At 58.0% G+C, this 24,121-nt stretch carries 23 protein-coding genes; 10 read left to right on the forward strand and 13 right to left on the reverse strand.

The annotated features are described in order from the left end of the window. Position 1 precedes the first annotated feature (1 nt). From B2344_RS05675 to B2344_RS05685, 3 genes are all read right to left on the reverse strand, one after another. Positions 2 to 268 carry an HU family DNA-binding protein gene (locus tag B2344_RS05675; RefSeq protein ID WP_034813765.1) on the reverse strand — a complete coding sequence of 89 codons (267 nt, stop codon included), beginning with the start codon at positions 266 to 268 and terminating at the stop codon, positions 2 to 4. 100 nt (positions 269 to 368) lie between these two features. Then, positions 369 to 1,280, reverse strand: coding sequence for a hypothetical protein (locus B2344_RS05680; protein ID WP_206992763.1), 912 nt, complete (start codon positions 1,278 to 1,280; stop codon positions 369 to 371). A 2-nt stretch (positions 1,281 to 1,282) separates the two neighbouring features. Next, a complete protein-coding gene (locus B2344_RS05685; RefSeq protein ID WP_290478900.1) occupies positions 1,283 to 2,305 on the reverse strand; it encodes an NADP-dependent oxidoreductase in 1,023 nt (340 codons plus the stop codon). Positions 2,306 to 2,474: 169 nt separating this feature from the next. Here B2344_RS05685 and B2344_RS05690 point away from each other — a divergent pair, with 169 nt between their 5' ends. After that, the gene (locus B2344_RS05690) at positions 2,475 to 3,398 is read left to right on the forward strand and encodes a Gfo/Idh/MocA family protein (protein WP_290482396.1); all 924 of its coding nucleotides are present in this window, start codon (positions 2,475 to 2,477) and stop codon (positions 3,396 to 3,398) included. Positions 3,399 to 3,407: 9 nt separating this feature from the next. On the opposite strand, the gene pth is transcribed toward B2344_RS05690, so the two are convergent. Beyond that, positions 3,408 to 4,010: an aminoacyl-tRNA hydrolase gene (pth, locus tag B2344_RS05695; RefSeq protein ID WP_290484832.1), complete on the reverse strand. Its 603-nt coding sequence runs from the start codon at positions 4,008 to 4,010 to the stop codon at positions 3,408 to 3,410. Positions 4,011 to 4,096: 86 nt separating this feature from the next. After that, the gene (locus B2344_RS05700) at positions 4,097 to 4,750 is read right to left on the reverse strand and encodes a 50S ribosomal protein L25/general stress protein Ctc (protein ID WP_206992767.1); all 654 of its coding nucleotides are present in this window, start codon (positions 4,748 to 4,750) and stop codon (positions 4,097 to 4,099) included. Between the two features lie 209 nt (positions 4,751 to 4,959). Here B2344_RS05700 and B2344_RS05705 point away from each other — a divergent pair, with 209 nt between their 5' ends. The 4 genes from B2344_RS05705 (at position 4,960) to B2344_RS05720 (ending at position 10,982) form a co-directional block, all read left to right on the forward strand. After that, positions 4,960 to 5,175, forward strand: a complete 216-nt coding sequence (locus B2344_RS05705; RefSeq protein WP_290482394.1) for a hypothetical protein — start codon at positions 4,960 to 4,962, stop codon at positions 5,173 to 5,175. A gap of 124 nt (positions 5,176 to 5,299) precedes the next feature. Continuing rightward, positions 5,300 to 5,566 carry a DUF4212 domain-containing protein gene (locus tag B2344_RS05710; protein WP_242517509.1) on the forward strand — a complete coding sequence of 89 codons (267 nt, stop codon included), beginning with the start codon at positions 5,300 to 5,302 and terminating at the stop codon, positions 5,564 to 5,566. Between the two features lie 4 nt (positions 5,567 to 5,570). Further along, on the forward strand, positions 5,571 to 7,346 hold the full coding sequence (locus B2344_RS05715; protein ID WP_290482393.1) for a sodium:solute symporter family protein: 1,776 nt from the start codon (positions 5,571 to 5,573) through the stop codon (positions 7,344 to 7,346). 147 nt (positions 7,347 to 7,493) lie between these two features. Next, complete coding sequence (locus B2344_RS05720) at positions 7,494 to 10,982, forward strand: PAS domain-containing hybrid sensor histidine kinase/response regulator (RefSeq protein WP_290484833.1); 3,489 nt, start codon at positions 7,494 to 7,496, stop codon at positions 10,980 to 10,982. On the opposite strand, the gene B2344_RS05725 is transcribed toward B2344_RS05720, so the two are convergent. Continuing rightward, positions 10,955 to 11,590: a response regulator transcription factor gene (locus B2344_RS05725; protein ID WP_206992772.1), complete on the reverse strand. Its 636-nt coding sequence runs from the start codon at positions 11,588 to 11,590 to the stop codon at positions 10,955 to 10,957. The genes B2344_RS05720 and B2344_RS05725 overlap by 28 nt on opposite strands. A 179-nt stretch (positions 11,591 to 11,769) precedes the next feature. Here B2344_RS05725 and B2344_RS05730 point away from each other — a divergent pair, with 179 nt between their 5' ends. Both B2344_RS05730 and acs read left to right on the forward strand, forming a co-directional pair. Further along, complete coding sequence (locus B2344_RS05730; RefSeq protein ID WP_290484834.1) at positions 11,770 to 13,059, forward strand: DcaP family trimeric outer membrane transporter; 1,290 nt, start codon at positions 11,770 to 11,772, stop codon at positions 13,057 to 13,059. 37 nt (positions 13,060 to 13,096) lie between these two features. Continuing rightward, on the forward strand, positions 13,097 to 15,043 hold the full coding sequence (gene acs, locus B2344_RS05735; RefSeq protein WP_290478895.1) for an acetate--CoA ligase: 1,947 nt from the start codon (positions 13,097 to 13,099) through the stop codon (positions 15,041 to 15,043). 4 nt (positions 15,044 to 15,047) lie between these two features. Here the strand turns inward: acs and B2344_RS05740 are convergent, their stop codons facing one another. Both B2344_RS05740 and B2344_RS05745 read right to left on the reverse strand, forming a co-directional pair. Next, positions 15,048 to 16,652 (reverse strand): stimulus-sensing domain-containing protein, encoded by a 1,605-nt coding sequence (locus tag B2344_RS05740; RefSeq protein ID WP_206992775.1) that lies wholly within the window; start codon positions 16,650 to 16,652, stop codon positions 15,048 to 15,050. A gap of 22 nt (positions 16,653 to 16,674) precedes the next feature. Continuing rightward, entirely contained in the window at positions 16,675 to 17,139 is a 465-nt protein-coding gene (locus B2344_RS05745) for a peptidylprolyl isomerase (RefSeq protein WP_290481500.1), read from the reverse strand. Positions 17,140 to 17,248: 109 nt separating this feature from the next. Between B2344_RS05745 and B2344_RS05750 the strand changes: the two genes are divergently transcribed. Beyond that, a complete protein-coding gene (locus B2344_RS05750; RefSeq protein ID WP_290482389.1) occupies positions 17,249 to 17,728 on the forward strand; it encodes a DUF3995 domain-containing protein in 480 nt (159 codons plus the stop codon). Here B2344_RS05750 and B2344_RS05755 read toward each other — a convergent pair. The 4 genes from B2344_RS05755 to B2344_RS05770 all read right to left on the reverse strand — a co-directional run bounded on the left by B2344_RS05755 (position 17,673) and on the right by B2344_RS05770 (position 21,616). Then, a complete protein-coding gene (locus B2344_RS05755) occupies positions 17,673 to 18,308 on the reverse strand; it encodes an alpha/beta fold hydrolase (protein ID WP_290478892.1) in 636 nt (211 codons plus the stop codon). The genes B2344_RS05750 and B2344_RS05755 overlap by 56 nt on opposite strands. After that, entirely contained in the window at positions 18,280 to 18,972 is a 693-nt protein-coding gene (locus tag B2344_RS05760; protein ID WP_034813738.1) for a response regulator transcription factor, read from the reverse strand. Before B2344_RS05760 ends, B2344_RS05755 begins: the two co-directional genes overlap by 29 nt. A gap of 159 nt (positions 18,973 to 19,131) precedes the next feature. Continuing rightward, positions 19,132 to 21,042, reverse strand: coding sequence for an alpha/beta hydrolase family protein (locus tag B2344_RS05765; RefSeq protein WP_290482388.1), 1,911 nt, complete (start codon positions 21,040 to 21,042; stop codon positions 19,132 to 19,134). A 241-nt stretch (positions 21,043 to 21,283) separates the two neighbouring features. Continuing rightward, positions 21,284 to 21,616: a winged helix-turn-helix transcriptional regulator gene (locus B2344_RS05770; RefSeq protein WP_206992780.1), complete on the reverse strand. Its 333-nt coding sequence runs from the start codon at positions 21,614 to 21,616 to the stop codon at positions 21,284 to 21,286. Positions 21,617 to 21,764: 148 nt separating this feature from the next. Between B2344_RS05770 and B2344_RS05775 the strand changes: the two genes are divergently transcribed. Next, on the forward strand, positions 21,765 to 22,649 hold the full coding sequence (locus B2344_RS05775) for a DUF4437 domain-containing protein (RefSeq protein ID WP_290484835.1): 885 nt from the start codon (positions 21,765 to 21,767) through the stop codon (positions 22,647 to 22,649). Positions 22,650 to 22,701: 52 nt separating this feature from the next. Beyond that, positions 22,702 to 23,367, forward strand: a complete 666-nt coding sequence (nfsB, locus tag B2344_RS05780) for an oxygen-insensitive NAD(P)H nitroreductase (RefSeq protein WP_290484836.1) — start codon at positions 22,702 to 22,704, stop codon at positions 23,365 to 23,367. 49 nt (positions 23,368 to 23,416) lie between these two features. Here the strand turns inward: nfsB and B2344_RS05785 are convergent, their stop codons facing one another. Further along, the gene (locus B2344_RS05785) at positions 23,417 to 24,076 is read right to left on the reverse strand and encodes a hypothetical protein (protein WP_290484837.1); all 660 of its coding nucleotides are present in this window, start codon (positions 24,074 to 24,076) and stop codon (positions 23,417 to 23,419) included. Positions 24,077 to 24,121: the final 45 nt, after the last annotated feature.

Raw genomic sequence — 24,121 nt, forward strand, 5'->3', positions numbered from 1 at the left:
CCTAGAGGTCTTTCAGAGCCGAAGCCGGCTTGAAAGCAGCCGATGTCTTTTCCGGGATCTTGATTTCTTCGCCGGTGGCTGGGTTGCGGCCTGTGCGAGCATTCCGGGTTTTGGCCGAGAATGTGCCGAAGCCTGCGATCGCCACTTGCTGACGGTCTTTCACGGCACCAGCAATTGCGTCGAAAACAGCGTCTACAGCCTTGCCGGCGTCGCTTTGCGACAGACCGGATTCACCTGCGACAGCTTTTGTAAGTTCGCCCTTATTCATAGGGGTTCTCCTCTAATGTTAAACGGCGATCCCCCGCCGTTGCAGCGACATACCCACGATTCGTAAGGCGTGAATATGACGAAAGCCCAATAAAGACGGGCTATGCGCCGAGAATCCAGCCCTCTTCTGACTGAATTTGCGATATTTTTCCCTCGTCAAGAGAACTATTTGTGGAAATTCGCCCATTCAACCGGCCTTTTTCGTCCATTTCCGAATAGTAATGGGCGATCTGGCGGACTTGTGCAGCATCTGGCGTTTCCCCCTTTTCAGGCTTTGAGGGAATGAGTGACGGGTAGACTTCGGCAATAACGACCTGAATGCCTTCAAGCGTCTCCTCGGTCATCTCGCCATCCTCGAATTCGAATGGCCAGATGCGTGAGGAGGGTAGTGACTGCCTGAGCGCGTGCACATGGGGAATTCCGGTCAGCGACTGGCTGCCCACGCTACCCGTATAAGCCAACTGCCAGACCGATTTCGGCTGTCCACGCTTTGAGTCTCTCAGATGGGTTTCAACGATACGGTACTCAGGTAGGGTCTGACCGCTGAATTCCGGCTTCTTGTCGGAGAGTGTCGAGACGACATCGCGTGCGGGAGCCCCCCAGAAAGGAAAAGGTCCTTTCGAGATCGCATAATTCATGCCGGCCGCAATCGCGTAGCGCGGATTGGAATTGTCGGCCTTGTCCTTCATCTTGGATGCCAGGTGCGCATGCATGGCCTGCCAAGGTGCCTTGGTCGATGTGTCGAGGCCCAATGCAGCCGCGGTGCCTGCCGGATAACCTAGCGAGAAGTCAAAGCCGATCAGGACGCGGTCTCCGCGCCCTGTCAGCTTGGCGATGATGCCATCAAGGAAGGTCCGCGCCTTGAGGCGCGTATCAATATTGACGGACTGGTACTGCAGCTTGAGCCGGGCGTCTTTTGCAAGAATTCCGATCCAGATGGAGTTCTTGCCCGTCACAGGTTTAGACGCGGCACTCCAGTCCACCATGATATAGGCATCAAACAGACGCGACATAACTACCCCAGCTTGACCAGCATCTTGCCGGTATTGGCGCCTTCAAACAGGCCGATGAATGCTTCGGGTGCCTTTTCGATACCCTCTTTGACGGTCTCTTCGTATTTCATCTGACCAGACGGAATCCACTTTGCCATGTCCTGGAAAAAGTCGGGCTGCATATCGGCATGCGTAGATACAATGAAACCTTGGATCTTCAGCTGTTTGCCGACGATCTGAATAACATTGTGCGGGCCGGTTGGTTGGCCGGTCTCATTGTATTGCGCAATCATGCCGCATTCGGCGAAACGCGCCATTGGCCGGGCAACTTCGATAGCAGCGGTCAGGTGATCGCCGCCGACATTGTCGAAATAGACATCAATGCCTTTGGGAGCTGCTTCGCGCAGCGCTTTGACAAGTCCGTCGAAGCCGCCAGCGGCCTTGTAGTCGATGACATGATCCGCGCCGAGCGATTTGACGACGTCGCATTTCTCTTTGCCGCCCGCCGAACCAATCACAGTGCAGCCTTTGATCTTGGCAATCTGGACCACGGTTGAGCCGACCGCACCGGCTGCACCGGACACGAAGACCGTGTCGCCTTCTTTCAGTTCGGCAACCCGCAGCAGACCTGCATAGGCCGTCAGGCCCGGCATGCCTGCGACGCCAAGAAACGCGCTTTCCGGCAGGCCGACTTCGGGAAGCTTCTGAGCCATAGCCATTTCGGGCTTGCCAACCCACGCCGTGCGCCAGCCTGCCATGGAGGAGACGAGATCGCCTTCCTTGTAGTCTGGGTGGTTGGAAACCGTCACGCGGCCCACAGCGCCACCTTGCATGGTTTCACCGATCTGGAACGGCGGAACATAGCTTTCGCGGTCCTGCATACGGCCGCGCATATAAGGGTCGACCGACATCCACTCATTCTTGACCTGGATTTCGCCAGCGCCGGGTGGGGCGATGTCGATGGTTTTCATCTGGAAATCTGACAATTTCGGCATGCCAACCGGGCGGGCGGCAAGGGACCATTCGGTGGATGTGAGTGCAGTCATGATGTTTCCTTCCTCTATTTTGTAGAGGCGTAAGTGGACCGGCATACCGGACGTGTGAAGGGGGGCGGCGGAAAGATTCTGTAATTCTCTGTGTGAGTGAGGCCTGAGCCCAAGACTTGCAGCACTTGGCGATGCAGTGTCTTTAAGGTGGGAAGAGGGCTAATCTGTTATGACCACACTAAAAGTCGGCGTCGCGGGCGCCGGAGTTTTTGGAAACTATCACGCCCAGAAGGCCGCTGCGTCTGCCCGAACCGAGCTTATCGGTGTTTACGACATCGATCTTGAGCGCGCGACGCGGATCGCCAGCCAGTTCGGCGCCAAGGGTTTTGACAATTACGAAGCATTTCTGGATGCGTGTGATGCAATCGTCATTGCGGTTCCGGCTATCTGGCATGAAAAGCTGGCGCGGCAGGCCATTGAGGCGCACTGCCATGTGCTCGTCGAGAAACCGCTGGCGCTGACCGGCAAGGCTGCGCGTGATCTCGCTGATGAGGCCGCGGCCCGCGGCCGTATCCTGCAGGTGGGGCATCAGGAGCGGTTTGTCGCGCGGGCAATGGGCGTGCTGGCGATCGAAGAGACACCCCTGCTGATCGAATCCGTCCGCGCCGGACCGCCAGCGCCAGACAATCGTGCAGGCGATGTCTCGGTCATCTGGGATCTCATGATCCACGATTTGGACCTTGCTGCGATGATGATGGGGAATGAGTTCACCGGCGTCATGGCGAGTGGCAAGCGGGTTCATTCTGATCATATCGACGAAGCAAACGCCCAGTTCACCTATGCGAGCGGTGGCGTGGCGCGTCTGATGGCCAGCCGGGCAGCGGAAGCGCGCCAGCGTTCCATGCACGTTGTCTATCCGTCGGGCGAGATCTCCATCGACTTCCTGACACGGCAACTGGTCAATACGACGCCATATGATGTGAGGGTAGAGATCGCTGCGGATCTGCCGGACCCTCTGGGAGCCGCTGATGAGGGTTTCTACGCAGCCTGCCTCGGTTTGGGGCGCAGCCCTGTTCCCGCGCATGGCACGGTCGGCGCTGTTGCCATGGCAGAAGCCGCTGAACAGTCGGTACTGGCCAAACTCGACGACTAACCGACGGCGCTATCGGTTCTGTTTGGGATCGTGCTTTGGCGCTGGGGCAAGACGCATCACTTCGGTTTGGAAGCGTTCATCATTGCCGTCGGCGAGGAAAGGCAGCGCGTCGGAAATCGCCCTGACCAGCGGATCGAACCAGTCATGATCGGCTTTTGAGAAATCGGACAGCACGTAAGGCATGACCCGCGACTTGTCGCCGGGGTGGCCGACACCAATTCGCACGCGGCGCACGTTCTCGCCGAGGTGGGCAATCATCGAGCGAATGCCATTATTGCCGGAATGACCGCCACCCTGTTTCAGGCGGACGCGGCCAGGCGCAAGGTCGATCTCGTCATGCAGGACAACGATATCTTCCGGAGAGAGCTTGTAGAACTGAGCCACTTTGGAGAGCGCACGCCCGGTCTCATTGTAGAAAGTCTGCGGCTTCACCAGCAGGGTCTTGATGCGGCCGGGGCCGATAAAGCCCTCCGCAATCTCGCTTTCGAATTTGGAGCGCCAGGGTTGGAAACCATGGGCGGCGTGGATCTCGTCCAAGACAAGAAAACCGGCATTGTGCCGGTTCTTCGCATATTTTTCGCCTGGATTACCCTGACCGGAAAGAATGAGCACGACTTGGCCTCCCTCTTCCGAATTAGCAGGGTTTGGCTGTGTGCCCAGCCCCAAAAGGCTGGACACACGAGACCATAATGTACCGATCAGTCTTCCGACTCTGCGTCAGCTTCGGCTGCTGGCTCTTCGCCTTCGGCCTCTTCACCTTCTTCCGTCGTGGTTTCGGTGGTTGCCGTACGGCCAGCGATTGTGGCGATCGTGAAGTCGCGGTCGGTGATGGTTGGCTCTGCATCGCCCGGCAACTTGATGTCGGAGATTTTCACATTGTCGCCGACTTCCAACTCGGAAACGTCTGCTTCCAGGGATTCCGGAATGTTGCCGGCTGGAACCAGAAGTTCGACCGTGTGACGCACCACGTTGAGCGTGCCGCCCTTCTTGAGGCCAGGGGAAACTTCTTCGCCGATGAAGTGAACCTGGACTTCGACCTTGATCTTCTGATCGCGGCTGACGCGGAACAGATCGACGTGCATGGGCTGATCGGAGACCGGGTGCATCTGGATCGCCTGTGGGATCACCATCTGCTTCTCGCCCTTGTGAACGAGTGTTGCAGTCGACGACAGGAAGTGACCGGTTTCGATGGCCTTGAGCACTTCGTTGCGCTTCAGGGAGATCGCGACGGGGTCTTCACCACCACCATAAAGAACGCCGGGCACGAGGCCTTCACGACGTGCTGCGCGGGATCCGCCGGTGCCTACGCGCTCACGCAGTTCGACATTGAAACTAATCTTGGATTTCGACATGGGGTTTCCTTTCGCCCTCGACTCCGCCTCTCCATCTTGGGATGAGGTAAGAAGCTGACACGAACGGCCTTGCGCCGCCGTTTCTGAAGGCGCGCGGATAGCCCATACCGTACGGAATGGCAAGGGCACGGCGGCAGCCCCCTTAGACCAAAGTCCCCCCTGTCCGAAGTGCGTGGCGCGTGTATGCTCCGTTCTGGAGGATTCTGCCCGTGAAACATCATATCATGCTGGCGCTCGGCATACTGCTAGGGCTCGTCTTCGCCGTTCGGCTGGCCTTGGCCATACTCCAGCCGGGGCTGGGCTTTCGTGAAGTCTATCTCGCGGGTGGACTTGTCCTGTCGGCTTGGCTGATGCTGGGAGGGGTCGCGGAATGGCGCCATACTCGTGCAACCGGCAAAGTGCGGCAGCCATCCTCAGAGGATTGATGGCGCAGGACCGGATGACCCGGATCGTCGTCTTAGACCAAAGTTTATCTTTTCCATTCCGTCCGATTCCGGCAGCCTGCAAGCTGCGGAACCCCGCACAGATAAAAATGTCAGGGAGGAAAAAGTGTCGGAACCAAGCAAGGAAATTGATGCGAAAGGGTATTGGCGGGATGTCATCCGCCTGACCCTCAGCCTGCTCGTCATCTGGTTTGTAGTGTCATACGGGGCGGGCATCCTGTTCCGCGACCTGCTGGACAATCTCTCGATTGGCGGTGCGCCACTCGGTTTCTGGTTTGCGCAGAATGGATCGATCTATGTCTTCGTCGGACTGATCTTCTACTACTGCCGCGCCATGAACCGTCTCGAGAAGAAATACGGCGTGGAGGCCTGAGACGATGGGACAGGACTTTTGGACATATTTCTGGGTTGTCGGCACGTTCGGCACCTATATCGCGATCGCCGTGTGGGCTCGGGCTTCGTCTACGGATGATTTCTATGTGGCCGGCCATGATGTTCACCCCACTGTCAATGGCATGGCAACGGCGGCCGACTGGATGTCGGCAGCCTCCTTCCTGTCGATGGCGGGCCTGATCGCCTTCCTAGGCTATGGCGGTTCGGTCTACCTTATGGGCTGGACCGGCGGCTATGTGCTTCTGGCGCTTTTGCTGGCGCCGTTCCTGCGAGAGTTCGGCAAGTTCACTGTGCCGGATTTCGTGGGGGACCGGTATTATTCGACCACGGCCCGATTGATCGCCGTGATGTGTGCCCTGTTCGTCTCGTTCACCTATATTGCCGGCCAGATGAAGGGCGTCGGCGTGGCCTTTTCCGGCTTCCTGGGGGTCGAGTTCAATACGGGCATCATGGTCGGCATGGCGATTGTGTTCGTTTATGCGGTTCTGGGCGGCATGAAAGGCATCACCTACACCCAGGTGGCGCAATATTGCGTGCTGATCTTTGCCTATACGGTTCCGGCGATCTTCATCTCCCTGATCATCACGGGCAATCCGATCCCGCAGCTGGGGTTCATCTCGAATGTGCGCGGCGAGGATGTGGCGATGCTCGAAAAGCTGAACACGGTGGTGCAGGATCTGGGTTTCCTCGAATACACCCAGACCAACAAGTCGATGATCGATGTCTTTGCGATCACCGGCGCGCTAATGTTCGGCACCGCCGGCCTGCCGCACGTGATCATCCGCTTCTTCACCGTATCAAGCCCGGGCGCGGCCCGTGTGTCGGCGGGGTGGGCGCTGGTCTTCATCGCACTGCTCTATACGACCGCACCTGCGGTGGCTTCATTCGCCCGTCTGAACTTCATCGATACAGTGAACGAGTCGACCTATATCGCGGATGATGCCGACTATGACGCCGAAGCGGCGGCGATCCTTGCGGCCGGCGGCAAGCCGACCCCGAAATGGTTCAAGGACTGGGAAAAGACGGGCCTGCTCGGCGTCGAGGACAAGAATGGCGATGGCATCATCCAGTACCGCGCCGGGGACGAAAATGAGGTCACCAAGCTGGATCGAGACATCTTCGTGATGGCCAATCCGTCCATTGCCAATCTGCCGGCCTGGGTGATCGGGCTCGTGGTGGCAGGCGGGCTTGCCGCGGCCCTGTCCACGGCGGCAGGCTTGCTCATGGTCATATCGTCATCGATCTCACACGATCTGTGCCGACGTACCTTCTTTACCGGCATGTCGGACAGGGACGAGTTGCGAGTGGCGCGGGTCTCGGCCGCCGGAGCCGTGATCCTGGCTGGAATCATGGGGATGAACACGGCCAAGCTGGGCTTCGTGGCGCAGGTGGTGGCCTTCGCTTTCGGACTGGCGGCAGCGTCCCTGTTCCCGGTCATCGTTCTGGGCATCTTCTGGAAGCGGATGAACCGGGAAGGCGCGATTGCGTCCATGCTGACGGGGCTCGTCTCGACCTTCAGCTACATCTACTACTTCAAGTTCGTCGACACGGATCCGGCGAACTGGTGGTTCGGTGTGTCGCCTGAAGGCATCGGCTTCCTGTTCATGTTCCTGTCCCTGGCTGTGGGGATCGTGGTGGCCCTTGTCACGGCCCCGCCTCCGCAGGACATCCAGGACCTGGTCGAGGACATCCGGGTCCCCGGACAGCGCTCGCCGCATGGCATCGCCGATCAGGACATGGCGCCGATCCCGGCAGAGTAGCGCGCCACTTCCCGGTGATTGCTGCGGGCGGCCTCCCTCTCCGGGCCGCCCGCTTTTTCATGCCTGCAGCAGAGGCTTTAGACAAAGGGCGCATTTGCCGGGGCGTCAGGACGTGTATGCTGGGGGAAGACGCATAGAGAGGTGTTCATGCCGGTCTGGCTGATCCTGGGCGCAACGACGCTCTACATGCTTGGATTGTTCCTGATCGCCTGGCAAGGCGACCGGCAGGCCACACGCCCGGGCTTCGTCCAGCATCCGCTCGTCTATGCGCTGGCCTTGGCAGTCTATTGTACCTCCTGGACCTATTTCGGCGCTGTCGGTACGGCTGCGCAAAGCGGGTGGGACTATCTGACCATCTATCTTGGCCCGACGCTCGTCTTCGTGGCATTTCCCGGCATCGTGCGCCGGATCGGCGATGTCACACAGCGAGAGGGCATCTCTTCCTTGTCTGATTTCCTGTCGGCCAGGTATGGCAAGAGCCGCGCGGTTGCTGCCGCTGCAACGCTGGCCGCCGTCGCAGGAAGTCTGCCCTATATTGCACTGCAGCTGAAATCCATCGGCATGAGCTTTCAGGCACTGGCATATGGCGCAGACGGCGCGATCAACACACCGACCAATGAAACAGTTCTGCTGACCGCTATTGTGCTGGCGATTTTTGCCATCCTGTTCGGCACGCGACAGTCGGACGCCACGCGGCACAATTCCGGCCTGATGCGCGTGCTGGCGTTGGAGGCCGTGCTCAAGCTCGCCGCACTGGTGGCTGTTGCGATCCTGTCGGTGTTCCTTCTGGTGCAGGGGGGCTTGCCGGATCGTGAATTGGCCACACAGCCCTTTGACCGCTTTTCCGTGTCGGAACGATTCCTGACCATGACGCTTCTGTCGACGGCGGCCATTGTCTGCCTGCCGCGCCAATTCCATGTCGCCATGATCGAGCGTCAGGGGCAGAAGGATCTTGATACGGCCAGATGGGTGTTCCCACTCTATATGTTGCTCACGAGTCTGGTCGTGGTGCCCATCGCGATGGCTGGTCTGAGCCTCTTCGGCGCGGCAGCGCAGCCGGATCTGTTCGTCCTGGATCTGCCTCTCGAACAAGGCAATGGCCTGCTGGCGACCCTCGTCTTTCTGGGCGGCTTTTCAGCTGCGACCGGCATGGTCATCATCTCCACTGTCGCCCTGTCCACCATGGTCACGAATGATCTGGTCGTGCCGGCCATTATGCAGTCCGGACGATTTGCCAGCCTTAGCGGAGATGCCGGATCAAGGATCGTGTCGGCCCGCCGCATCGTGATCGTGGTCGTGCTGCTTCTCGCCTATGCCTATTACCGCGTGGCGGGGACAGGTGCGCTGGCCCAGATCGGCCTCCTGTCCTTTGCCGCGGCAGCGCAATTTTCTCCGGCGCTGATCGGGGCGGTCACTTGGCGAGGTGGGCGTCGGTCCGGTGTCCTCGCAGGTCTGGTCGCGGGGATGGGGTTGTGGGCCTACACGCTCTTCCTGCCCGCAATTTTCGGGTATGATGCGATGGCCGCGCTTGTGCCGAGGGTTCTGGACCCGCATGCTCTGTTCGGATTGCGGATCGATGACAGTCTGACCCATGGCGTCCTGTGGAGCCTTGGCACCAATCTGTTCCTGTTCGCAATCGTATCGATGCGATCACGGGAACGGTTGAGGGACCGGGTTCAGGCATCCGCCTTTGTCAGCGGCGATGAAGTGGTCGAGATCGCGGAAGGCGCGGTCGAGAGCCACGCCTTCCAGGTGTCGCCCAATGGCCTGAAGACACTCGCTTCCCGCTTTCTCACGCCGGAAGCGGTGGACCATGCCTTTGACCAGTTCGAGACTGAAACAGGTATTGTCGCAACCGGAGATGCGCCTGCGGACTGGAGACTGGTCCAGCGCACCGAGAAACTGCTCGCCAGCGCACTCGGTTCATCTTCGGCACGGGTCGTCCTTTCCTCGGCGATCGGTGGCAGCGATGTGGCCCTGCCGGATGTTCTGTCCATGCTGGATCACAAGACGCAGGCGGCCCGGTTTGAACGCCACATGCTGCAATCCATGCTCGAGAATGTCCCGCAGGGGATCAGCGTCGTGGATTCCGATCAAAGATTGGTAGCCTGGAATACGGCCTATGTGGATTTGTTCGATTATCCGGCGGACAAGGTGGGCGTCGGTGTTCCCGTGGCTGAACTGATCGAGCACAACATCCACACTGGCTGGATCGATGGGGATCCTGTCGAGGAGGCGCGCAGGCGCGTCGGACATATGCGATCCGGCAGTCCGTATGCCTATGAAAGACGAAATCCGGACGGGCGCTACCTGCGCATCAGCGGCAACCCCATGCCGGGCGGCGGGTATGTCACCACTTTTGCTGACATTACCGACGACAAGCTGCGTGAACGCGCCCTGGTTGAGGCAAACGAGTTGCTGGAAAGCCGGGTCAAGACGCGAACCCGTGAGCTTGAGCAAATGGCAGAAGATCTCACCCTTGCCCGGAAAGAGGCGGAAGGCGCGAATGCGTCCAAGACGCGCTTCCTGGCTGCGGCGAGTCATGACCTGTTGCAGCCGCTGAACGCCGCGCGGCTGTATCTTGGATCGCTCATGGCCAGTGACACAGAATGTGATCTGGCGGCACGCGCGGACCGATCCATTCAGTCTGCAGATGAATTGCTCAAGGGATTGCTCGACATATCCCGTTTGGACCATAGCCAGGTCGAGGCAGTCCCCGTACGCCTTCCCTTGGGCCCGTTGATGGAGGACCTGGTCGACGAGGCGCTTCCGATGGCGCAGGCGGCGGGGCTTTCCGTGCGGCTGGCACCCACACAGCTGGCAGTGCTTGCCGATCCGGATTTTCTCAAGAGCATTCTGCGCAATCTCATCTCGAATGCCCGGCGATATACACAGTCGGGCGGAGTCCTTGTCGGGGCACGCCGACGCGGGGATGCGGTAAGGATCGAAGTTCACGATACCGGGCCTGGCATACCGGCAGACCGTCTGGAACGGATCTTCGAGGAGTTTCGTCGGTATGAGGATTCCGACAATACCGGCATTCGGGGAGCAGGGCTTGGCCTGTCTGTCGTGCGCCGTCTGGCTGGTCTGATGGGGGCGTCCATTGATGTGCAGTCGACACCGGGTCGCGGCAGCGTTTTTTCGGTGACCGTGCCAATGGCTGAATTGCATAGACGCCCGCGCCGGATGCAGTCGGCGCCGGTTGAGCCGGCTGACCGGGATCTGGTCGGCCTGCGCGTCCTGTTCGTGGATGACGAGCCTGCCATTGTTGACGGCATGAGCCGGTTGCTGAAAGGCTGGGAGTGTCAGGCGACCTGTGTCCGGACACCTGAAGAGGCGCTGGCTGCCATGCAGTCAGCGCAATTTGACGCAGTGATTGCAGACCTCAATCTCGGCGACGGGCAGAATGGACTGGATCTGCTCCTGGGACTACGCAAGCGGCTCGCCCATGCCGGCAATGTTTTATTGCTGACCGCAGCCACGTCCACCGCCGAATCGTCATCCGCCAGGACGGTCGGCATTGCCATCCTTCACAAGCCGAGCAATCCGGCGGACATCCGCAAATTTCTGAAAGACTGTGCCACTGCCGGAGGGACGGAAAGCGCGGCTCAATCGGTCAGCGATGTGGCGTCCTGATAGATCAGCAAGGCCTGTGTGCGATTGTTCGCCCCGAGCTTCCGGAAGATCGCTGTCATGTGCGCCTTCACCGTCGCCACGGAAATATCCATTTCATAGGCGATCTGCTTGTTGAGCAGGCCATCGGACAATCGGGCGAGCACGCGTCTCTGGGCCGGGGTGAGGCTGGCAATGCGTTCGGCGGCACAATTGGCTGGCAGGGACTTTCCGACACATTCCGGAAACCATTGCCCCCCATCCAGCGTCGTGGCGAGCGCCGCCGACAGGTCGTCCAGGGACATGCTCTTGGGGAGGTATCCGGCCGCACCGAGCATACGGGCCGTTTCAAAGGCTTCTGGCGTTTCCGTGGCGGATACAACCACAACGGGGCAGTCCGGCCTGGCGGCCCGCAGCCGGGTAAGGCCCTCGAACTCTGCCGAGTCGCCGAGATTGAGATCAAGCAGCACCAAATCCACGTCATCGGCCTGCAGGCGGGCCAGGGCATCTGAAAGACTGGACGCATGCGAGGCGGCGGCGCCAGCGGGATAGGCGCATTCCAGTGCGGTTTCCAGCGCGTCACGAAACAATGGATGGTCGTCCACGATCAGCACGCGCGGTGCCTGTACCACGATATTCCTCCCCGAATCCGTGCCGCTTTTGCGGTCTGTGGACTTAACCAGAACCTGTGTAGTATGTCATGGATCGCGCCGCAGCGCACTACGACTTTTGTCGTAGCACCAATGGCTAATGGCGGCCCGAGCACAAGCAACGGATACTCCTTCTCATAATCAATATGAGGGAGGAATGCATGTCTCGTACTTTCAAGGCCCTGCTGTTGTCTTCGGCAGCTCTGACGACAAGTCTCGGCGCCGCTGCGGAAGCGGATGATCTTGAGTCGCGGATCGCAGCGCTCGAGGCCATGGTTTCCGAACTCAAATCCGAACTGGCCGCGACGCGCGCCGGGCATGAAGAAATCGTCCGCGTCCAGCCGGTCGCCGCCCAGCCGGAGGCCGCGCCTCCTCCTCCGACAGATGGATTCAGGGTCGGTGACACGACGCTGAAGTTCGGCGGCTTTGTGGATGCGGACGTGCATGTCACCTCGCTGAGCGATGGCGCCATCTCCGGCAGTTCCATCGCGCGCGACTTTTACATTCCCGGTGCGACACCCATCGGTGGGGACGGAACAACGTCCACGGACTTTACTGCTGAATCCACTCGTTTCTTCCTGGCCGCATCCCGGCCTGTGGGCGACAAGACGCTGAGCGCGCATATCGAGATGGATTTCCTCGGATCGGGGCAGGGCAATGAACTGGTCTCGAACTCCTACTCGCCACGTTTGCGTCGGGCCTTCATGAAATATGGCAACTGGCTGGTCGGGCAGGAATGGTCGACCTTCCAGAACACGTCAGCCATTCCGGAAAGCGCAAGCTTCCTTATCCTGTCGGACGGCATGGTGTTCGTGCGCCAGCCGCAGATACGTTACACGCATGGCAACTGGATGTTTGCCGTCGAGAATCCGAACACGACAACCCTGAATTCGGGAGCGCGGGACGAGAATCTCATCCCGGACGTCGTGGCCCGCTACAATATGAGCGGTGAATTCGGCAATGTCTCGATCGCCGGCATCGCGCGCCAGCTGCGGGCCGATTTCGGCACGGTCGAAGACGAAACCTTCGGATATGGCGTCAGCGTCTCGGGCCGCTTGAATGTTGGGGACACCGATGACATCCGCTTCAACCTGGTCGGAGGCGACGGGATCGGCCGCTATGTCGGGCTGGCCGCCAGCCGCTCGACGGCCCTCGACCCGAACGGGGAGCTGGAAGCGGTGCCCTCATATGGCGGGCTGATTGCCTGGCGCCACGCTTTCGGGGAAACGGCGCGGTTTAGCGGCGGCTATTCCGGCCTGTTCATCGACAATCCGGACTATCTGGCTGACACGGTGACATCGTCTGTCCAGTCGGTGTTCGGGGCCATTCTCTGGGACGTTGCGCCGAATGTGACACTGGGGACCGAATTGATGCACGGCCTCCGCGAGGTCGAAAGTGGAGCTGATGGCTCGATCACCCGGTTCACCTTCTCGACAAAGTATGCATTCTGAGGTGAGAACAGAAAACATGCCAGACGGAGAGCCTTTCATGAGCGACGCAGCGAAAACCTATCCAGTGCCGGCGGAGTTTGCAGCAAAGGCGAACCTGAGCCCGGAAACCTATCGAGAGATGTATGCCGCGTCGATCTCAGACCCGGAGGCTTTCTGGGGGGAGCACGGCAAGCGGCTCGACTGGATCAAACCCTACACGGTCGTAAAGGATGTCTCCTGGGAGACCGGCGATCTACATGTGAAATGGTATTCTGATGGTGTCCTTAATGTGTCGGCAAACTGCCTGGACCGCCACTTGGAAACGCGTGGTGACAAGGTCGCGTTGATCTGGGAAGGCGACGAGCCCGGCAACACCCACAAGATGACCTATCGCCAGTTGCACGCCGCGGTCTGCAAGTTCGCAAACGTGCTGAAGAAGATGGGTGTAAAAAAGGGCGATCGCGTCACGATCTACATGCCGATGATTCTCGAAGCCACATATGCGATGCTGGCGTGCACGCGAATTGGCGCAGTACATTCCATCGTATTCGGGGGCTTCAGCCCCGAGGCATTGTCAGGGCGAATTACCGATTGCGACTCGAAATTCCTCATCACAGCCGATGAAGGCGTGCGGGGTGGTCGTCGTGTGCCGTTGAAGGTAAACGCCGACAAGGCCGCCGAGATTGCCGGAGGTGTGGTTGAGAAGATGTTGGTCGTGAAGCGCACAGGCGCTGAGGTCAACATGGAGGCGGGGCGGGACTATTGGCTGCACGAGGCTGCCGAGGGTATCTCCGCCGACTGCCCGCCCGAACCGATGAATGCCGAAGATCCTCTTTTCATCCTCTACACGTCTGGCTCGACGGGGCAGCCTAAAGGCGTGATGCACACCACTGGCGGTTATCTTGTCTGGGCGTCAATGACGCACGAGTATGTATTTGACCTCAAGGAAGATGACGTGTTCTGGTGTTCGGCAGATGTGGGTTGGGTAACCGGGCACACATATATCGTGTACGGACCTCTGGCAAATGGCGCAACAAGTCTCGTCTTTGAAGGTGTGCCGACCTATCCGGATGCTTCGCGGTTCTGGCAGGTGTGCGACGAGCAGAACGTTACCATCTTCTACACCGCGCCAACCGCTATTCGCGCACTGATGCGCGAAGGCGAAGAGCCAGTGAACAAGACATCGCGCAAGTCGATCCGTTTGCTGGGCACAGTTGGCGAACCGATCAATCCGGAAGCATGGGAATGGTATTTCCACGTCGTAGGTGAAGCGCGGTGTCCGATCGTCGACACTTGGTGGCAGACCGAGACAGGCGGTACCATGATTGTTCCGTTGCCGGGCACGACCGAAATGAAGCCGGGCGCCGGCAGTCATCCTTTCTTTGGCGTGAAGCCAGTGCTGGTGGACGCGGACGGTAACGAATTGGAAGGCGCGGCCGACGGCAATCTGCTGATCACGGATAGTTGGCCGGGACAAATGAGAACGGTCTACGGCGATCATCAGCGATTCATCGACACGTATTTTACGGCCTATCCCGGCACGTATTTTACCGGCGATGGCTGCCGCCGCGACGAGGATGGCTTCTACTGGATCACCGGCCGCGTTGATGACGTGATCAATGTCTCCGGTCATCGCATGGGTACCGCTGAAGTCGAAAGCGCACTGGTCAGCCATGATGCTGTCGCAGAGGCCGCTGTGGTTGGCTATCCGCATGATGTGAAGGGGCAGGGCATATATGCCTATGTCACATTGCGTCAGGGCGTCGAAGTGGATGATGCGCTGGTCAAGAATCTGATCCAGCATGTCCGCCAGGAAATCGGTCCGATTGCGAGCCCTGACCTTATCCAGATCGCGCCCGGTCTGCCCAAGACACGGTCTGGCAAGATCATGCGCCGCATCCTGCGCAAGATTGCCGAGAACGAGTATTCAAATCTTGGCGACACATCGACATTGGCAGAACCGGAAGTTGTCGATGATCTGATCGATAACCGAAAGAACCGGTAACGACCTAGATCGCGGGAAGATCAACAATGAACCGCGCGCCCCCTTCTGCGCGGTTTTCAGCCCAGACCTTGCCGCGATGGGTCGTGACGATCTGTTGTACGATTGAAAGTCCCAGGCCGGAATTGTTGCCAAAAGCTGTTCCAGCCGGACGGTCCGTATAGAAGCGGCTGAAGATCTTTTCCAGTTTGTCTTCAGGTATACCCGGGCCGCTATCCTCGATCATGATCCGCGCGATGGTTTGCGGGCCATCATTCGATTGGTCGACAATCACATTGACCTCTGCGCCAGGGGGCGAGAAAGAGCGCGCATTGTCTACCAGATTGCGAACAACTTGGCCGAGCGGGCCATCACGCCCGCGGACAAGCAGGCGTGCACCCATCGTATCATCTCGGAAATGAACCGATACTGATCGCTCCTCGCGGCTGAAGGCCTCATAGGTCTGCACGACATCGTGGACGAATCCGGCAATGTCCATTTGCTCCGTCGGCACCCGCGTCATTTCCGCTTCGATACGGGATGCGTTTGAAATATCTGTAATCAGACGGTCCAGTCGCTTCACATCCTGGGCGATGACTTGCCGCAGGCGTTCGAGCGCGACCGGATCATCCTGCACCCGGTCAGCGGTTTCGACGGCCGAGCGTATAGAGGTGAGGGGGTTCTTCAGCTCATGGGCCACGTCAGCAGCGAATTGTTCATTTGCTTCAATCCGTTCGAGCAATGCTTCGGTCATGCTTTGCATGGAGGCGGCCAGGTTGCCGATCTCGTCCTTGCGATTGGTCAGGGCCGGAATGTCGATCCGATCGGATGCGCCGGCCCGGATACGGTCTGCTGCAACCGATAGACGGCGCAGTGGGCGGGCAATACCAAGAGTCAGCAGGACCGATGTGACGAAAGCGACAAGAACTGCGACCCCGATGAAGGGGATGAGTGCAGCGCGTTCGGAGCGAATGATCTCATCAATATCATTCGATTCCAGTGTCAGGACTCCCACGACAGCAGACACACGCTGGATCGGCATGGAAACGGAAATGATCCGCTGGCCCCGGTCTGAAAAGCGCTGACTGGCCGCTTCCTGACCGCGCACGGCGATCTCGAATTCTTCCTCAAAGCTCTGAGCGACGAGCGCATCAGAACTGCGCCGGGGCATGATCGGGCCGAGCGTACGGCTTGCCCATTCCGACAGATTGGCACCTAGCCTGGCAAAACTGCTGGGCTCCTGTAGCGGCGGCAGGGCGTCAATGTCGACCCGCTCTGAAAGATAGAAGCTGTCGCCAACAAGTTCGCCATCGGGTGAATAGATACGTGCGCGAACCCGTTCGGGCAGGTTAAGGCGCACGATCGTCTGGCGCGCGGCTTCATCATCGAGCTTGGGGGCAGGCGTGGTTGCATCGTCGCCAAGCAAGCTGGTAAAAATCTGAGCTTGCGCAACAAGGTCCTGCTTCTTGGAGACAACAAAACCGGCGCGCATTTCGTTCAGAACCATCGCGCCGATAATGAGGATGGCCAGTCCCGCAAGATTGGACGCGAAAATCAGACGCGCGATGCGTGAGCCGAAGATCTTCGACCCGTGGCGCGCAATCGCCTTTCGCCTGATTTTCCTGTCCGTCATACGAGATTCTGCCTGCCTGAGATCAGGCGTCGGCAGCCACTTTCATGCTGATAATCTTGTCAGGGTGCCGCGGTGGTTCTCCCTTGGCCAATTGGTCGATTACGTCCATACCCTCGCTGACCTGACCCCAGACCGTATATTGGCGGTTCAGGAAGCTGGCATCGTCAAAGCAGATGAAGAATTGGCTGTTTGCCGAGTTCGGGGCCGATGTGCGGGCCATGGAACATGTGCCGCGGACATGGGGTTCGGCATTGAATTCTGCCTTCAGGTCCGGCTTGGAAGAACCGCCCATGCCGGTGCCTTGTGGACAACCGACTTGTGCCATGAATCCATCAATCACGCGGTGAAAGACGATGCCGTCGTAAAAGCCTTCGCGGGCCAGTTCCTTGATGCGTTCGACATGGCCGGGGGCCAGGTCGGGACGCAGGTCGATTTTTACCGAGCCTTTGGAGGTTTCGAGGAGAAGCGTATTTTCCGGGTCTGCCATGAAGTTATCCTATTGCTTGTGTTAGTCTCGTGTCTGGCTATTGAATGATGGAGGGAACGGCAAGTGGGCGGCGCATTTTACTGCCCCGCATTGCCGCAGGAGTGTCCGCATGATTGCACCGTTCATTTCACCTATTCTGGTGGCTGTGTTGTTCGTTCTCGGCTGTCTGCACCTGCTGTGGGCGTTTGGCAGCAATTTCCCGTGTGCAAATGAGCAGGCACTTGCCCGCGCGGTCGTGGGCCGTCGGGGTATAACCAAGATGCCGTCAGCATTTTCCTGCGTCATGGTAGCGCTTTGCCTGTTTGCGGCCGCCGTCCTGGCAGCTTGGCTGGGCGGGTACTTTTCTCTGCCGTTGCCGTCTGTCATCCAGAAAGGCGTGTTGGTCCTCGCAGGACTGGCAGCAGGAACAGTGTTTCTTGGGCGGGGCATCATCGGCGTCCTGCCAGCGTTCGAGCGCTCGTCGCCTGAATCGCCTTTTCTAACACTTAACCGACGTGTGTATTCGCCGTTGAGCTTCCTGATCGGGCTGGGATTCATTTTACTTGTCCTGAGCTTGCCGAATTGGAGCTGGCGCCTCGGGATCGCTTAGGACTGTCCAGTTCGTTGATATGGTGGGCAGCGGACAGGCCGTCTTCACCGGGCGCCAACATCATTTGGGCGAAGGCGAAATGATTCAGATCGGCGACGATGCGCGTATCGGCGGACGACAATCTTCGGCGCAGTGTGCCGCCGAACCATTGCCCCATCTCCTTCACCTGGTCCGATCGATTCGGATGACTTGGCCTTGCATCAACATGGATGATCCGACGGGCGTTGCGTGGAGTCGGAGGGGGATTCAGCCGGGATTTGGGAACTGGATCAACGCAGACAAGCAAATCTACCCGGCGCGGTTGGAGCGCCTTCAATACACGAAGCGCTGTATCGCCGCCCCAACTATGCCCGACCAGTATCAACGTGCGGCCGGCATCGGCGTGCTGACGGGCCAGATTGAGAATACGCCGCAACGCGTAATGCGGAAAATAGTGCGCATCATGATGGGCCTCATGCGCAAAGTCACGTTGCCGCGCTTCCGCATAAGCGGCCACGAGACGGGTGCGGGTATCGCCCGCCCCGCCGATATAGATCTCCGAAGTGCCGCGCCTATTCAGTGTAGCGGTAGCCGACGCCATACAGGGTCTCGATCGCATCGAATTCGTCGGTCACTTCGCGGAACTTCTTGCGAAGCCGCTTGATGTGGCTGTCGATGGTGCGATCGTCGACGTAGATCTGATCATCATAGGCGGCGTCCATCAGTTGGTCGCGGCTTTTGACATAGCCAGGGCGCTGGGCGAGCGCTTGCAGGATCAGAAATTCGGTGACGGTCAGGCGGACCGGATGTCCATCCCACGTACAGGCGTGACGGTTCGGATCAAGCGTCAACTTGCCACGCACGATTGGCTTCTGGTCACCTTCTTCAGATCCGGCCACGCCGCCGCGGGCACGCCGGAGCACGGCCTTGACGCGTTCCGCCAGCAGGCGATTGGAGCAGGGTTTGCGCACGAAATCGTCGGCGCCAATATTGAAGCCGATAACTTCGTCGATTTCCTCGTCTTTTGACGTCAGGAAGATGACTGGCAATTCGGAGGTCTGGCGCAGGCGACGCAGCAATTCCATACCGTCCATACGGGGCATTTTCACGTCCAGTATAGCGATGTCGGGCGGCGTCTCCGTTAATGCCGGGAGAGCCGTCTCACCATCATGGTAGGTGCGCACATCATAGCCCTCGGCCTCGAAGAAGATCTTCAGGGACGCAACGATATTCTCGTCATCATCCACCAGCGCCAATGTCGTCATCGCTCTATCCTTCTCAACCAACCCATATCCGTGAACGGGATCCGGTCTTCTTGCACTACGGTGTTCAAACATGGTTCGCGTCACGGCAAAAGCCCTCCTTCAATGCAATTGCAATGAAATCAAGGGATCAAGGCGAGCGAAGGCTCACATTACGGCATTTTAAGGGAGATTGGCTCCATTGATTGTCGGCGTTTTTGGGGCGGGCGGCATGCATTGCACCAGAAAGGTGTTCATCGCGACGAGCAAATCTGTGTTTGTATCATCGCTGTAAATCTGGTGGCCGGTATGATCCAGCAAGAGTATTTGAGCCTGTTTCCCAGCCTGTACCGCAGCATCATAGAACGCAGTGGTCTGATCCATGTGAACGATTTCGTCATCCGTCCCATGAATCAGGAACACGGGTGCCTTGAGATATTCAATGTAGGATATTGGAGACCGATGCCACAATTCGGTCTCATCATCGCGTCCATTGTTCATGCGTTGTGTCCAGATATTCCGAACGAAAGCGTCCACTGCGTCTGAGGGGTCGTACTGACGTAGCATGCGCGGAAGATCACTCACCCCTGCATAACTTATCGCGCATTGGTAGGCATCGGGAGTCATGGTTGCGGCTGCCAGTGCAGCGTAGCCGCCATAGGACGCGCCCACGATGCTTCTTGGCTGGTCTGGACTCACCAGCCCGGCTTGTTCGAGGGCGTGTACTCCGTCCGCAATGTCTTGTTGCATCGCTCTACCCCACTCGCCGTGCCCCAGACGCTCAAATGTTTGGCCGAAGCCACCAGAGCCGCGAAACTGGGGTTGAAAGACTGCGTATCCGCGATGCGCAAAATACTGGGCCCATCCGTCCCAATCCATCACGTCTCGAGACACAGGACCGCCGTGAGGCATGACGATTAGCGGAGCGTGACCTGGTGAACGTGTGGAGGGTGTGAAATATCCCCGCAATGCAAGGCCTTCAGAAGTCTGGTAATCAACCCGTCGCGGCATTGATGTCGTACTGAGATCGATATGAGGCCGCGCGTCTGAAATCTTGCGAAGTCTTTTCAGGTCATTGCGCAAAACATAATATGCTCCCGGATTGATTGGGGAGCTGACATATATCACCCAAGCCTGCCCATGCAGACTCATGTCGAATACGGACCAGTTGGCTTCATCAGGAAGCGCAGAGTCGATTGCTCGTCCCAGTTTGGCATCTTCTGGTGTGAACCAGTGCTTTTCGAGCTTGTCCTTCCAGAGTGCGGAGTAGAGCAGGTCATCAGACCCGCGTCTTTTGCGCGCGGAGCTGAGATCGTACTCGGAATCGCTGAAGAGTTGTTTGCCGAATTGACCAGTGTGGAGATCGAATTCGTAGAGGCCGGCATGCTCTGCGTCTGCGGGCCGGGACACGACGATAAATTTGTTGTTCTTCGAGGAATAGGAAACCGGATAGAATCCTTCATTGAGAGGATCGTGTTGAAATCTCAGTGTCCAGTTCCGACCGCCATCCTGGCTTGAATAGTATTGGTGAAGTCCGCCGGATTTGCTTTTTTCTATCCGCATTACGGGACGCATCGAGTCATCCAGAAGCCACGTCAGGGTTCGCGAATTCGCTGTATCCAGCAAACGCTGCCTGCCTGTGTCCACATTGATGGAAACAAGCTCAACAGATGCTTTTTTGTGTATGGCCAGAGTGACTTCGCGACGTTCTGCATCGCTCGCAATGAGCTTTGGTGAATCGAGCTCCTTGTCGAGGTTTCTCTTTCTGCTGGCTGCGAGGACTTTCTTTTCACCCGTTTCGGGGTTGATGGTCAGAAATACTGAGCGTGATTTGAACTTGTCTCCGGAAACGGTGAACTCGACGGCGCTCGACAGAATAGTGTCATCGAATGGCCATGATACCCAATCATATAGCCAGTTCACGGATTTACTGTAATACGTGTAGGTTTGCTTGATCTCTAATCGAGTGTCGCCGGTGGCGCTGTCCTCAACCATGATCTCGTCCCACCCGAACTTCTGGACGATATCATCCTGGTGGCCCGTCTTCAAAAGAACGAGCGCTGTGCCGTCCGGAGAGACGGCAATGTCGCGCAATTCCGCTTTTCCAACATATGCAGCTGGATAGTCAGCGAAAACATTCGCGCTGCAAGCAAATGAAAGCACAAAACATACTAAGAGCTTGAATAGTATTGGATGCATTCCCGGCCTTCTTCTTTAGTGAATCGTCTCAAGGCTAAGGTCAGGAATGCAGGATTGCAATTTCAAATTGCTTCAAACTATACGAGGGGTGGAGTGCTTCAAATTGCTCGTACTTAAATGGCCAGCCTTTGAATACTTAGCTGGTCATGACATGTGTCTCGCCCCAGTCTTTCAGTGCGTTGAGGATCGGACGCAGGGTTTCGCCCTTTTTGGTCAGGCTGTACTCCACCTTTGGCGGGACCACTGGATAGACCTCACGATTGACGAGGCCGGCATCTTCAAGCTCGCGTAGCTGCTTGGTCAGCATGCGTTGGGTGACGTTGCCGACATCACGTTGCAACTCGTTAAACCGTTTCACGCCGTCCAGCAGGTGAAACAGCGTGACGCCTTTCCACTTGCCGCCAATCACTTCCAATGCAGCTTCCACGGGGCAGCCGCCGGAGCAGTCATACTTTTCAAAGCGGGTCATATTCTACAGTATACTTTCTGTGCGTATAGGCCAAAATTGCGCGTACTTGTGAAATTGGTTTGTATGAATAAATCGGGGGGCGTCAACCAATTGAGCCCACATCCCGTAACGCAACCTGCTTCCCAATCACCCTTCGAGAGACCCAAGAATGGCCATGTCCCTGACTGAAACCTTACGCAAAATCCCCTTTGGCGCGTTGGGCGCGCTACTGTTCGTATCTGCTGGCGCTGGGTGCGCCAGCGCGCCGGATGTTTCTCGCGGTGTGTCAGGGGCGGATATCGTCCCGGTCTCAGCGGTTGAATGGGGCCCGCTCAACCCGGCGCGGAGCGATGCAAGTCCGCGGGCCGGAACGCTTTGGGGGGATCGCACCTCCGCCGGTGAATCCGGTTTCCTCGTTCAGTTCAAGGAAGGTTTCTCGTCTCCGCCCCACATTCACAACGTGACATATCGCGGGGTCGTGATTGAAGGGGTGATCCACAATGACGATCCGGGAGCGGCCGATATGTGGCTGCCGGCCGGCTCATTCTGGACCCAGCCGGCGGGTGAGGCCCATGTCACGTCGGCCGGTGATGCGTTCAACATGGCCTATGTCGAGATTGATGACGGTCCATATCTCGTAAAACCTGCGGATGAGTCCTTCGATTCGGGCGAACGCCCGGTGAACCTTGATCACACCAATCTCGTTTGGCTTGATGCCTCAGACATTACCTGGATCGACCGGGACAGCGGCGCGAAAATTTCGTTTCTTTGGAACTCCCCGGAAAACAATGGCGCACAAGGCGCACTGGTCAAACTGCCGGCTGGGCAGTCCGCCCGCCTGCGCAGTAATCAAAGTGACCTGCGGGTTGTGGCGATTTCTGGCGCGCCAGAAGTGCACCTGAAGGGCAAGGCGGAATCGGCGACCCTTGCGCCGGGAGGCTATGTCGGCCTTGAGGCCAACACAAGCGATAATCTCGCCTGCGGCGCGGACGCGGATTGCCTTTTCTATGTCCGGTCCGAAGGCGAATTCGAAATCGTCTCTGCAAAGAGCTGATCAATCCCCCTCCCGAAACTTTCCATTTTTCCAAGTATCAAAGGACCCTCCCATGAAACATGATATCACTCACTACGCCAAGGCCCGTTACACGACGAAGGCCTACGACCCCAAACGTCGTATCTCTGACGAGAATGTGGAAAAGCTGAAAGAGCTGTTGCGGTTCAGTCCATCAAGCACGAATATCCAGCCTTGGCATTTCATTCTCGCCTCAACACCGGAAGGCAAGGCGCGCGTTGCCAAGGCAACAGAGAAGTACCCCTTCAACCGCCCCTCGATCCTGAACGCTTCGCATGTCGTGGTGTTTGCCAGCCGCCTTGCCGTGGATGAAGACTATCTCCAGCATGTGCTGGAACAGGAAGACAAAGACGGTCGCTTCGATGTTGACAAAGACACGCACAAGCCCGCCATGCACGGTGGCCGGTCAATGTTCGTGAACCTCCATAAGCAGGACTTGAAGGATGTCCAGCATTGGATGGTTAAGCAGGTCTATCTGAATATTGGCCAGTTCATGTTGGGCGCAGCCACCTTGGGCATAGACTCCACGCCGATGGAAGGCATTGAAACGGCAGTGCTCGACGCCGAGTTCGGCCTGCGCGAGAGGGGCTTCTCCTCGCTCGTTGTAGTGCCGCTCGGCTATCACGATCCTGAGCAGGACTATAACGCCTCGCTCCCGAAGTCCCGCCTTCCATATCCGGATATTCTGACGGAGGTCTGACCTGTTCGCCGTCCCGGTTGCTCACCCGCGCCGGGGCGGCGACGCAACTTTATTGGTCGTGCATTGATATAAGCCTGTAGGTTCGCAATGATCCATCCTCGTTTCGTTTCATGATGCGGATGCCCTTGCCGATGGAGACGCCGGAATTATCCAATGAGTCCCAGCGCAGATTGTAGGATATCAGTGACATTGCGTAAGGTGCGGTGCCTTCTATTCTGTGTGACGCCGTTTTTATATAGTCAAAACTGGGCCAGCCAGACGTATAGTCTTCAAGGAATTCCTTGATGGCCTCCTGCCCAACTCTCGGTCCACTGTCATGTGGGTACATAACGGCATCTTCTGAGTAGACATGGTAAAGAATGTCGGATTGCTGTCTTATCATCGCAGCATCATTGTACAGGTTGACGGCGAGGTGATCGAACGCCGCGCCGGAATCGACTGGGACTGATGGCGTGAAGGCCAGATGTATGCCAGGCAGAGTGTCGAACATCGTGGTTTCCCGGATTTCCGTGTACACGCTGTCGAAATTCCAAGTTTGTGCGATCAGCACGTAATCGCCAGCCGCACTTTCTTCCCAGACATCGAAGTAGTGCCCGGATACTCCCTTCGCCTCAGCGGACTGCGCTGCAGTATAGTTCAGAGTGAACGCGCCGATGTCCACTTTTAACATGTCGATCGGAATTGTCTCGGTGAGGGTTTTGTCAAACAAATTGATGTCGATGCCGTCAAACAGCGTCTCGTAGTACAGGGCCGC

It is taken from the genome of Hyphomonas sp. UBA3195 (genome assembly GCF_002366485.1).
Lineage (GTDB): Bacteria > Pseudomonadota > Alphaproteobacteria > Caulobacterales > Hyphomonadaceae > Hyphomonas.

What these genes read in the sequence shown, in the direction of transcription:
- B2344_RS05740 (WP_206992775.1), bottom strand. Translation starts at nt 16,652, where the DNA reads ATGACGGACAGGAAAATCAGGCGAAAGGCGATTGCGCGCCACGGGTCG.
- B2344_RS05730 (WP_290484834.1), top strand. Translation starts at nt 11,770, where the DNA reads ATGTCTCGTACTTTCAAGGCCCTGCTGTTGTCTTCGGCAGCTCTGACG.
- B2344_RS05755 (WP_290478892.1), bottom strand. Translation starts at nt 18,308, where the DNA reads ATGGCGTCGGCTACCGCTACACTGAATAGGCGCGGCACTTCGGAGATC.
- B2344_RS05690 (WP_290482396.1), top strand. Translation starts at nt 2,475, where the DNA reads ATGACCACACTAAAAGTCGGCGTCGCGGGCGCCGGAGTTTTTGGAAAC.
- B2344_RS05715 (WP_290482393.1), top strand. Translation starts at nt 5,571, where the DNA reads ATGGGACAGGACTTTTGGACATATTTCTGGGTTGTCGGCACGTTCGGC.
- B2344_RS05720 (WP_290484833.1), top strand. Translation starts at nt 7,494, where the DNA reads ATGCCGGTCTGGCTGATCCTGGGCGCAACGACGCTCTACATGCTTGGA.
- B2344_RS05750 (WP_290482389.1), top strand. Translation starts at nt 17,249, where the DNA reads ATGATTGCACCGTTCATTTCACCTATTCTGGTGGCTGTGTTGTTCGTT.
- B2344_RS05675 (WP_034813765.1), bottom strand. Translation starts at nt 268, where the DNA reads ATGAATAAGGGCGAACTTACAAAAGCTGTCGCAGGTGAATCCGGTCTG.
- B2344_RS05680 (WP_206992763.1), bottom strand. Translation starts at nt 1,280, where the DNA reads ATGTCGCGTCTGTTTGATGCCTATATCATGGTGGACTGGAGTGCCGCG.
- B2344_RS05760 (WP_034813738.1), bottom strand. Translation starts at nt 18,972, where the DNA reads ATGACGACATTGGCGCTGGTGGATGATGACGAGAATATCGTTGCGTCC.
- B2344_RS05775 (WP_290484835.1), top strand. Translation starts at nt 21,765, where the DNA reads ATGGCCATGTCCCTGACTGAAACCTTACGCAAAATCCCCTTTGGCGCG.
- B2344_RS05700 (WP_206992767.1), bottom strand. Translation starts at nt 4,750, where the DNA reads ATGTCGAAATCCAAGATTAGTTTCAATGTCGAACTGCGTGAGCGCGTA.
- B2344_RS05745 (WP_290481500.1), bottom strand. Translation starts at nt 17,139, where the DNA reads ATGGCAGACCCGGAAAATACGCTTCTCCTCGAAACCTCCAAAGGCTCG.
- nfsB (WP_290484836.1), top strand. Translation starts at nt 22,702, where the DNA reads ATGAAACATGATATCACTCACTACGCCAAGGCCCGTTACACGACGAAG.
- B2344_RS05685 (WP_290478900.1), bottom strand. Translation starts at nt 2,305, where the DNA reads ATGACTGCACTCACATCCACCGAATGGTCCCTTGCCGCCCGCCCGGTT.
- B2344_RS05770 (WP_206992780.1), bottom strand. Translation starts at nt 21,616, where the DNA reads ATGACCCGCTTTGAAAAGTATGACTGCTCCGGCGGCTGCCCCGTGGAA.
- acs (WP_290478895.1), top strand. Translation starts at nt 13,097, where the DNA reads ATGAGCGACGCAGCGAAAACCTATCCAGTGCCGGCGGAGTTTGCAGCA.